The organism is Actinophytocola sp., assembly GCF_035712165.1.
Lineage (GTDB): Bacteria > Actinomycetota > Actinomycetes > Mycobacteriales > Pseudonocardiaceae > DASYTH01.
The window spans coordinates 1-9,875 of sequence record NZ_DASTBH010000039.1 but is presented as its reverse complement, the minus strand read 5'-3'; the positions used below and the strand labels follow the sequence as shown (position 1 = coordinate 9,875).

Here is a 9,875-nt window from a genome sequence, read left to right as displayed (position 1 = left end):
AAGGCACTCGCCCGGTCGCAGCGGGTGACGTCGGCCCGGCTGACCGACGCCACCGGCTGGCGGCCGGAGCACCCGGTGGTGACGCCGGAGTGGTTCCCCGGCTAGTCAGGTTTTAGAACTAGGCCATGTGTGGGTAGGTGTGGTCGGTCGGCGGCACGAAGGTCTCCTTGATCGTCCGCGGGCTCACCCAGCGCTGCAGGTTGTGGCTCCAACCCGCCTTGTCGTTGGTGCCCGAGCCGCGGCTGCCGCCGAACGGTTGCTGGCCGACGACCGCGCCGGTCGGCTTGTCGTTGACGTAGAAGTTGCCGGCCGCGAACCGCAGCGCCTTGTGCGCCTGCTCGATCGCGTTGCGGTCGGTGGCGAACACCGCGCCGGTCAGCGCGTACGGGGTCGAGCCGTCGACCAGTTCGAGCACCTTGCTGTACTCGGCGTCGTCGTAGACGTAGACGGCCAGGATCGGGCCGAACCACTCGGTGGTGAACACGTCGTGCATCGGGTCGGTGCCGAGCAGCACGGTCGGCTGCACGAAGTAGCCCACGGAGTCGTCCGCGGTGCCGCCGGCCAGCACCTCGACCGTCGAGCTCGACGCGGCCATCTCCAGCACCTCCCGGTGCTTGGCGAACGCCCGCCGGTCGATCACCGCGCCGCCGAAGTGGGTGAAGTCGGTCACGTCGCCGTAGGACAGCGAGCCGACCGTGTCGACCAGCTGCTCGCGCAGCCCGCCCTCCCACACCGACTGGGCGATGTAGGCGCGCGAGGCGGCCGAGCACTTCTGGCCCTGGTACTCGAACGCGCCCCGGACCAGGGCGGTGGCCAGCGGGCCCGGATCGGCCGTGAGATGTGCCACCACGAAGTCCTTGCCGCCGGTCTCCCCCACGATCCGCGGGTAGGAGCGGTAACCGTCCAGCCGGTCACCGATCATCCGCCACAGGTACCGGAACGTACGGGTGGAGCCGGTGAAGTGCAGCCCGGCGAAGTCCGGGTCGGACAGGGCCACCTCGCTGACCGCCTCGCCGTTGCCGGTCACCATGTTGATCACACCGGGCGGTAGTCCGGCGGCCTCGAGCAGCCGCATCGTGTGGTGCGCGGCCAACTGCTGGGTCGGCGACGGCTTCCACACCACGGTGTTGCCCATCAGCGCGGGCGCGGTCGGCAGGTTGCCGGCGATGGCGGTGAAGTTGAACGGAGTGATCGCCGTGACGAACCCGTCCAGCGGGCGATGGTCGAACCGGTTCCACACCCCCGGCGAGGAGAACGGCTGCTCGGCCAGGATCTGCCGGGCGAAATGGACGTTGTACCGCCAGAAGTCGATCAGCTCGCAGGCACTGTCGATCTCGGCCTGCTGGGCGGTCTTGGACTGGCCGAGCATGGTCGCGGCGTTGATCGTGTCCCGCCACGGTCCGGCCAGCAGCTCGGCCGCCCGCAGCAGGATGGCCGCACGCTCGTCGAAGGGCAGCTCACGCCACATCGGGGCGGCGACCTTGGCGGCGCTCACCGCGTCGGCCACATCCTGCCGGGTGGCCTCCCCGGTGACACCGAGCACGTGGGCGTGGTCGTGTGGCTGCACCACGTCGATCCGCCCGCCGCCGCCCATCCGCTGCCCGCCGCCGATGGTCATGGTGAGCTCGGCCCGCTCACCCTCCAGCTCGGTGATCCGGCGTTGCAACGACTCCCGTTCCGGGCTGCCCGGCGCGTAGGCACGCACCCGCTCGTTGACCGGTCCGGGGACCGACGACACCGCGTCCATCGTGTGGCTCCTTGAGGGTTGGCTGCTCGTGGCTGCGAGAGCCATCCTCCCACCTCAGAGCAGCTCGAGGAGAAACGGCAACTCCTGGGGCGCGTACCAGGACAGCTCGTGGTCCTCGGCCTCCCCGAGGGTGAACTCCGCGTCCGGATCGCCCAGGTCGGCGGCGTCGATCACGGCCGAGGCCGCCCGCACCGCCGTCTCCGCCTCCGGGGTGTCCACATGCACCGCGGCCACCACCTTGAGCGGCACCGGGCCGGCCAGCCGGACCACGGCGTAGTCCAGGTCCGGGCGGAGCGTCGCGCCGTCCACGTCGGCCGAGATCACCGCCCGGCGCGACATCGCCGGCACGTCCTGCGCCAGCTCGGCGGCGATCAGCCGCAGGGACGCGCGGGCCGCCTCCAGCATCGCCGCGTACTCCAACTCGTCGTTGTCGCCGGTGCGGTAGTACTCCCGCAGCGCCGGGGTCAGCGCGAACGCCGTGTTGTCCACCGCGACCAGCTCGCCGTCCTCGTCGAGGCGGCGCAGCATGGCGATGGTCGCCGGAACGTAGACCCTCATGACTGGCCCCTCTTGGTTAACGCGGTGCCGTCGGCACCAGCTCGTCGACGGACTCCTCCACCATCTTCGCCAGAACGTCCACATCGGACAGGGCGTCGCGGTCGCCGGTCAGTCCGAAGTAGACACCACCGTCGTAGGAGGTGACCCCCACGGCGAGCGCCTGGTTGCGCACCAGCGGCACGACCGGGAACGTCTCGGTCAGCTGGGCCGTGCCGGCGTAGAGCGGAACCTGCGGGCCGGGCACGTTGGCGATCACCAGGTTGAAGATCCGTTTGGAGAACGAGGCGGCCGCCCGGGCGCCGAGCGCGTGCAGGGTCGGCGGCGAGAGCCCGCCGACGCCGAGCAGTGCCGAGGCCGCGACGGCGGAGCCGGTGTGCGCCCGCATCGCGTGGCTGATGTGCTGCAACCGCACCACCGGGTTCGGCTCGCCGACCGGCAGGTCCACCAGGTACGGCGTCACCTTGCTGGCCGCCGCCCCGGCGTCGTCCCGCACGGCCAGCGGCACCAGCGCGCGCACGGTGGTCCCCGAGGTGACCGGCTCGCCCCGGGACAGCAGCCAGGTGCGCAGCGCGCCGGACACCACGGCCAGCACCACGTCGTTGACCGTGCCGCCGTGCTCGGCCCGCACACCGCGCAGGTCGGCCAGGCGCGCCCGGGCCACGGCGAACCGCCGCTGGCTGGAGATCGGCACGTTCAGCGGCCCGGCGGCGGCCGGGCGGGCCACCGTGCCCATCGTGTCGATCAGCGCCGCCGCCGCGCCGGTCACCTTGCGGACCGTGGCCACCGCGTCGGTCGCCACCGACCGCAGGTTCTCGACCATCTCCCGGGGCCGGCCCACGGTCTCCCGCATGGCGTCCAGGGCCAGGCCGGTCCGCCCGGGCAGCCGGCGCGGGCGCCAGTCGCCGTCGGCGTAGCGCTCCGGCATGTGCGGGGTGGGATCCAGGACGAGCTGGCCGATGTCGACCGTGCTCACCCCGTCGACCAGGGCCTGATGCGTCTTGGTGACCAGTGCGACCCGGCTCTTGGCCAGCCCCTCGACCAGGTAGGCCTCCCACAGCGGCCGGGCGTGGTCGAGCGGGCGGGAGAACAGCCGGGCGACCAGGTCGAGCAGCTGCTCCTCGTTGCCCGGCCGGGGCAGCGCGGAGCGGCGCACGTGGTAGGTCAGGTCGAAGTCCGGGTCGTCGACCCACACCGGCCGGGCCAGATGACCCGGCACCGGCAGCACCCGCCTGCGGTACCGGGGAACCTGCGGCAGGTGCTGCTCGATGAGCGCCACCACCTGGCCGTAGTCGAACCCGGAGCGCGGCCGGCGAAACAGCGCCACACTGCCCACGTGCAGCGGCGCGGACCGCTCCTCCAGGTAGAGGAACGACGCGTCGAGCGTGGACAGGCGATCGGCCATGCGAAGGATCCTGGCACAGTGTTGGATTGCCCTCGCTCGCAAGCTCGCTCGGGCGGCTCGCGGGCCTCGGTCCGGTGTCTTCCCTCGTGCGCTGCTCGGTCGCTCGTTCCTCGCTCCCTGCGCTGCTCCTCAGTCCAGACACCGGCGGCCCGACTCGCGGCCGGTACTCGTCGTGCGATGCTGCGGGGGTGGAAGGTGTTTCGCCCAAGGACAGGTTCGTGACGGTCTTCGGGCGCAAGCCGGTGCTGGAGGCACTGGGCGACGAGCGGTTGGCCGTGGACAAGGTGATCGTCGCGGACAGTGCGCGCGGGCCGGCGGTGCGGGAGATCACCGACGCCGCGGCCCGGCGCGGGGTGCCGGTGTCCCGGGCGAGCGCGCACCGGGTGAAGGTGTTGGCGGGCAACGGAAAGCAGGACCAGGGGGTGCTCGCCGACGTGGTCGCGCCGCGGATGCGGCGGCTGGCCGACGCGCTGGCCACGGGCCGGCCGGCGCGGGTGCTGCTGCTCGACGGGATCACCACGCCGGCCAACGTCGGCATGATCCTGCGCACCGCCACGGCGGCCGGGGTGGACGGCATCGTGGTCCCCCGGCGCGGCGTGGCCGGCATCGACCCGCTGGTGATCAAGGCATCGGCCGGGGTGGCCTTCCACGCGCCGGTGCTGCGCTGCGCCACCGCCGAGGAGGCCGCCGAGGCGCTGCGGGCCGCGGGCTACCCGCTGTTCGGGCTGGCCGCCGACGCCCGCCGGTCGATCTTCACCGCCGAACTGCCCGAGCGCGCGGCATTCGTGCTGGGCGGCGAGACGCACGGGGTGGGCGCGGAGGTGCGCCGGCAGGTGACCCACTGGGTGTCCATCCCGATGGCCACCGGGGTCGAGTCGCTCAACGTGGCCAGTGCCGCGGCGGTGCTGTGCTTCGAACTGGTCCGGCGATTTCATCCGAACGGGTGGACTGTGACCTGATTCCGGCTCGGGCCTCCTCAACAGTGCGGACCACCGACCGCGATCGAGGAAGCCGATGTCCGCACCCGCCGTATCCCGGCCCCCGCGCGTGCTGCTGCGCACGCTGCCCGAGTACGAACCGTCCCGGCACGCCGGCCCGCCCGGACCGGACGAGCCACCCGAGCCGCCGCCGGTTGCCGCCGCACCCTGGCAAGGGCCGGACCGGACCGAACCAGGCCCCACCCGGCCCCGCCTGGCCCTGCTGGCCGGGCTGATCCTGGAGGCCGTCGACGGCCGCCGCCCGCTCGGTCACGTCCGCGACCTGGTCACGCCCGACGTGTACGCGGCGCTGTGCACCCGGCAACGCCAGCAGCCCGGCCGGCACCGGCTGCGCTCGCTGCACACCTGCCGCCCCACGCCAAGCACCGTCGAGGTGTGCGCCACCGTCACCATCACCGGCGGAGCGCACCCGACCCGCTACGTCGCCTACGTCGCCCGGTTCGACGAGACCGAAACCGGCTGGCTGTGCACCCTCTTCAGGCCGGTCTAGGACCCGCACCATTCGCCGGAACGCACCCACCGCATAAATTCGGAGAGGCGGGACAGCTACCGGCGGGGCTTCTTACGTGGCTGCTTGGAACTGGCCCGCTCGGCCGCGCGGCGTTCCCGGCGGGTGCCGGCGCCGCGGTTGCCGGCGCCGTTGCCGGAGCCCTCGCTGTGCGAGGCGACCCCGCCGCCCTCGGCCGGGCCGCTGTAGGTGAGCCGCTGCTGCGCCGGGGCGCCCAGTCCGGCCTTGCGCAGCGCCGGCGGGATCTGGTTCTCCGCCGCCGCACGGGCCGCCGCCTGGGCCTGCTCGGCCTGGCGGGCCTGCTCGGCGGCCCGCGCCGCCCGGGCCACCCGCTCGGCGTCCGCCGCCGGGGCCGGCGCGGGCTCCGGTTCGGCCTGCTGCACCTGCAGGTTGAACAGGATGCCGACCGACTCCTCCTTCAGCGCGTCCAGCATGGCCGCGAACATGTCGAAGCCCTCCCGCTGATACTCGATCAACGGGTCACGCTGGGCGGTCGCCCGCAGGTAGATGCCGTCCTTGAGGTAGTCCATCTCGTACAGGTGCTCGCGCCACTTGCGGTCCAGCACCTGCAGCAGCACCCAGCGCTCCAGCTCGCGCATCTTGCCGGCGCCGGCGACGCCGTCGATCTCCTTCTCGCGGTTGCGGTACGCCGTGCGCGCGTCCTCGAGCACCGCCTCGGTCAGCGAGTCGGGGGTCAGGTCGTCCTCCCGCTCGACCAGGTCCTGCCAGCGGAACCCGACCGGGTACAGCGTCTTGAGCGCCGTCCAGAGCTTGTCGAGGTCCCAGTCCTCCGAGTAGCCGCCCTCGGTGGCGCCCCGCACGTAGGCGGACAGCACGTCGGTGATCATGTGCTGCACCTGGTCGTGCAGGTCCTCCCCGCGCAGCACCCGCAGCCGCTCGCCGTAGATGACCTGGCGCTGCTTGTTCATCACCTCGTCGTACTTGAGCACGTCCTTGCGGATCTGGAAGTTCTGCTGCTCCACCTGGGACTGCGCGCTCTTGATCGCGCGGGTCACCATCTTGGCCTCGATCGGCACGTCGTCGGGCACCCGCAGGGTCACCATCACCCGCTCGACCATCGCCGCGTTGAACCGCCGCATCAGCTCGTCGCCGAGGGAGAGGTAGAACCGGGACTCGCCCGGGTCGCCCTGCCGGCCGGACCGGCCGCGCAGCTGGTTGTCGATCCGGCGGGACTCGTGCCGCTCGGTGCCCAGCACGTACAGCCCGCCGGCCGCCTTGACCTCCTCGGCCTCGGCCCGCACCGCCCCGCGCGCCTTCTCCTGCGCCGCGGGCAGCGCCGCGACCCATTCGTCCGGCGTCTCGATCGGGTCGAGCCCGCGCGCCCGCAGGTCGGTCTCGGCGATGTGGTCCGGGTTGCCGCCGAGCATGATGTCGGTGCCCCGGCCGGCCATGTTGGTGGCCACCGTGACCGCGCCGCTGTGCCCGGCCTCGGCGACGATCGCCGACTCCTTCTCGTGGTGCTTGGCGTTGAGCACGTTGTGCGGGACGCCCATCTTCACCAGCAGCTTGGACAGGTACTCGGACCGCTCCACGCTGGTGGTGCCGACCAGCACCGGCTGGCCCTTCTCGTGCCGCTCGGCGATGTCCTCGGCGACCGCCTCGAACTTCGCCTCCTCGGTCTTGTAGATCAGGTCCGGCCGGTCGTCCCGGACCATCGGCATGTTGGTCGGGATCGGCACCACGCCGAGCTTGTAGGTGTTGTGGAACTCCGCCGCCTCGGTCTCGGCGGTACCGGTCATCCCGGCGAGCTTGTCGTAGAGCCGGAAGTAGTTCTGCAGCGTGATCGTGGCCAGGGTCTGGTTCTCGGCCTTGATCTCGACGCCTTCCTTGGCCTCGATCGCCTGGTGCATGCCCTCGTTGTAGCGGCGGCCGGGCAGGATGCGGCCGGTGAACTCGTCGACGATGAGCACCTCGCCGTTGCGGACGATGTACTCCTTGTCCTTCTTGTAGAGCTCCTTGGCCTTCAGCGAGTTGTTCAGGAACCCGACCAGCGGGGTGTTGGCCGCCTCGTAGAGGTTGTCGATGCCGAGCTGGTCCTCGATGAACTCGACGCCCTCCTCGGTGACACCCACCGTGCGCTTGCGCTCGTCCAGCTCGTAGTGGACGTCCTTCTTCATGAGCGGGGCGAGCCGGGCGAACTCGTTGTACCAGCGCGAGGACTGGTCGGCCGGGCCGGAGATGATCAGCGGGGTGCGCGCCTCGTCGATCAGGATCGAGTCGACCTCGTCGACGATGGCGAAGTTGTGGCCGCGCTGGACCATGTCGTCCAGGCTCCAGGCCATGTTGTCGCGCAGGTAGTCGAACCCGAACTCGTTGTTGGTGCCGTAGGTGATGTCGCAGTGGTACTGGGTGCGGCGCTGCTCGGGGGTCATCTCGGCGAGGATCACCCCGACGCTCACGCCGAGGAAGCGGTGCACCCGGCCCATCCACTCGGCGTCGCGCTTGGCCAGGTAGTCGTTGACCGTGACCACGTGCACGCCCTCGCCGCTGAGCGCGTTGAGGTAGGCGGGCAGCACACAGGTCAGGGTCTTGCCCTCACCGGTCTTCATCTCGGCGACGTTGCCGAGGTGCAGCGCGGCGCCCCCCATCACCTGGACGTCGAAGTGCCGCTGGCCGAGGACCCGCTTGGCCGCCTCACGGGCCACCGCGAAGGCTTCGGCCAGCAGGTCGTCCAGCGACTCGCCGTCCTCGTACCGCTTGCGGAACTCGTCGGTCTTGGCACGGAGGGCGGCGTCCGACAGCTTGACGACGTCGTCCTCGCGGGAGTTGACGTCCTCTCGGATCTTGCGCAGGTGCTTGAGCGTCTTGCCCTCGCCGGCGCGCAGAATCCTGGACAGCACCATCAGGTCGACCTCACTAGCTTGGCTTTGTTCGCGTCCGCCCCGGACGCCTCAACCCATCGTAGGCCGTGTGAGATCGCACTCCGCCAACGTGTGCCCAGTGTGGCTGATGGTGCCCCAGTGACAGAACACTGCTCCTCGGGGGTGCCCCGGACCAGCCGGGGCACCCCGATTCGCGTTGTCGATGAGATGACGGTTGGTCAGCCCAACCTGATCACGCCGTAGTCGAACGCCCGGCGGCGGTAGACGACGCTCGGCGCGTCCGATTCGGAGTCGTGGAAGAGGTAGAAGTCGTGTCCGACCAGCTCCATCTCGTAGAGCGCCTGGTCGACGGTCATGGGCTTGGCGGAATGTGTCTTCTCCCGCACGATGTGGCCCGGCAGATTGTCTTCGATGTCCCAGCGCTGTTCCGGAACGTCGGGAGTGCCTTCGAACTCCGACTCCCGGGTCGGCAGTAAGGCGGTCTGGGCGACGGCGCGGGTGTTCGTCTCACCCCGGATGAACGCGCCGTTGGGCGCGGCGCCGACGGTGGCGGTGGCCTCCGCCACGGAGGCCGGGCTGCGACGCCCGTAGTGCACCCGCCTGCGGTCGTGCAGACGGCGCAGCCGGTTCTCGAGTTTGTTGACGGCGGCATCGAGCGCGGCGTAGAAGTCGCCTGCGGTCGCCTCGGCTCGTACGGCCGGCCCTCGGCCCATGCCGGTGATCTCTACTCGCTGGCAGCTCTTCATCTGCCGGCGGTTGGGTTCGTGGAACAGCTCGACGTCGAAGCGAATGACCTTGCGGTCATACCGCTCCAGTCGGGACAGCTTGTCTTCGACATGGATCCGATAGTGATCCGGAATCTCGACGTTGCGGCCCTTTACCACGATGTCCATACACGACCTCCCTCGCAAAATTGCGAGCTCGATAGCGAACACTGCGGCGCCGAAAATGTCTGACGGTTATCGGATTTCGTTACCGACCACCAGACGGGTGCCCGACGGGTTCGGCCGCACGGCCGGGACGTCGCCCGCCGTGCCGGACTCCCCACCTCAGGGCCCTTCCGGCGCCAGGGTCATGGGCTTTTCGCCTCCTCCCTGCGAACCGGGGACGTGATAGCGGGCACGTTAGCCCGGCTCGTCCCGGAGCAACAGTCCCAACAAGGGCGAAGTTGCGGTGGGTGATCATGTGACTGTCCGCAACCAAGGCCGGCGGTTCATTACTTGACCGTCCTCCGTTCGTCCAGTTGCCGGCCGAATTTTCACCCCTACGGCCCAAGGTAATACACACTTTGCGCACCTGCCACACCCATTCGGAAGAACCCGCGCCCGACCCGTCGGCACCCCGTCAACCCTTGCCGCCACCCCCAAGTCACCCATCCGGGCAACCTCGGCGTTCCCGCCATCTGGGAGGACGGTGGGGGGTCAGACGGTCGCGGTGAGGGTGACGATCGCGGTAACCGGAATGCCGGCGGCGGCGAGGGTGGTCGTGCAGGCGGCGGCGGTGGTGCCGGTGGTGAGGACGTCGTCGAGCAGGATGACGGGCTGTCCGGGCGGGGGCGCGGCGGTGGGAACGAGGTGCAGGCGGCCGCGCAGGTTGGCCGAGCGGGCGGCGGCGGACAGGCCGACCGAGTCCCGGGCCCGGCGGTCGAGGCGCAGGACCGGTGCGACCGCGGCCGGATGGCCGGCGGCGGCCAGCGCGGCGGCGCACTGCCGGGCCAACGCGAGCAGGTGCGACCCGCCGCGGCGGCGCGCGGCGGACGGACGGGACGGGGCCGGGACGAGGTACCAGGTCCCGTCCGGGGCGGGTCGCACGCCGGGCA

Annotated in this window: 7 protein-coding genes and 1 pseudogene; 2 read left to right on the top strand and 6 right to left on the bottom strand. The window is 71.0% G+C overall.

Features of this window, described 5'->3' with window-relative positions; all coding sequences use genetic code 11:
- Nucleotides 1-118 precede the first annotated feature (118 nt).
- The 3 genes from pruA to VFO68_RS02075 are packed head-to-tail and all read right to left on the bottom strand — an operon-like array spanning nt 119 to nt 3,707.
- Nucleotides 119-1,747 (bottom strand): L-glutamate gamma-semialdehyde dehydrogenase, encoded by a 1,629-nt coding sequence (gene pruA / locus VFO68_RS02085; RefSeq protein ID WP_325156397.1) that lies wholly within the window; start codon nt 1,745-1,747, stop codon nt 119-121.
- A 54-nt stretch (nt 1,748-1,801) separates the two neighbouring features.
- A complete protein-coding gene (locus VFO68_RS02080) occupies nt 1,802-2,305 on the bottom strand; it encodes a DUF6912 family protein (RefSeq protein ID WP_325156396.1) in 504 nt (167 codons plus the stop codon).
- 16 nt (nt 2,306-2,321) lie between these two features.
- On the bottom strand, nt 2,322-3,707 hold the full coding sequence (locus VFO68_RS02075) for a wax ester/triacylglycerol synthase family O-acyltransferase (protein ID WP_325156395.1): 1,386 nt from the start codon (nt 3,705-3,707) through the stop codon (nt 2,322-2,324).
- A 218-nt stretch (nt 3,708-3,925) separates the two neighbouring features.
- Between VFO68_RS02075 and VFO68_RS02070 the strand changes: the two genes are divergently transcribed.
- Together VFO68_RS02070 and VFO68_RS02065 are read left to right on the top strand one after the other, a co-directional pair.
- Nucleotides 3,926-4,666 (top strand): RNA methyltransferase, encoded by a 741-nt coding sequence (locus VFO68_RS02070; RefSeq protein WP_325156394.1) that lies wholly within the window; start codon nt 3,926-3,928, stop codon nt 4,664-4,666.
- Between the two features lie 55 nt (nt 4,667-4,721).
- Nucleotides 4,722-5,195, top strand: a complete 474-nt coding sequence (locus VFO68_RS02065; protein WP_325156393.1) for an Rv3235 family protein — start codon at nt 4,722-4,724, stop codon at nt 5,193-5,195.
- Nucleotides 5,196-5,251: 56 nt separating this feature from the next.
- Here the strand turns inward: VFO68_RS02065 and secA are convergent, their stop codons facing one another.
- The 3 genes and pseudogenes from secA to VFO68_RS02050 form a co-directional block, all read right to left on the bottom strand.
- Nucleotides 5,252-8,077 carry a preprotein translocase subunit SecA gene (gene secA / locus VFO68_RS02060; protein WP_325156392.1) on the bottom strand — a complete coding sequence of 942 codons (2,826 nt, stop codon included), beginning with the start codon at nt 8,075-8,077 and terminating at the stop codon, nt 5,252-5,254.
- Between the two features lie 197 nt (nt 8,078-8,274).
- On the bottom strand, nt 8,275-8,949 hold the full coding sequence (gene hpf, locus VFO68_RS02055) for a ribosome hibernation-promoting factor, HPF/YfiA family (RefSeq protein WP_325156391.1): 675 nt from the start codon (nt 8,947-8,949) through the stop codon (nt 8,275-8,277).
- A gap of 528 nt (nt 8,950-9,477) precedes the next feature.
- A pseudogene (locus tag VFO68_RS02050) lies at nt 9,478-9,875 on the bottom strand (ComF family protein); the annotation flags it as partial.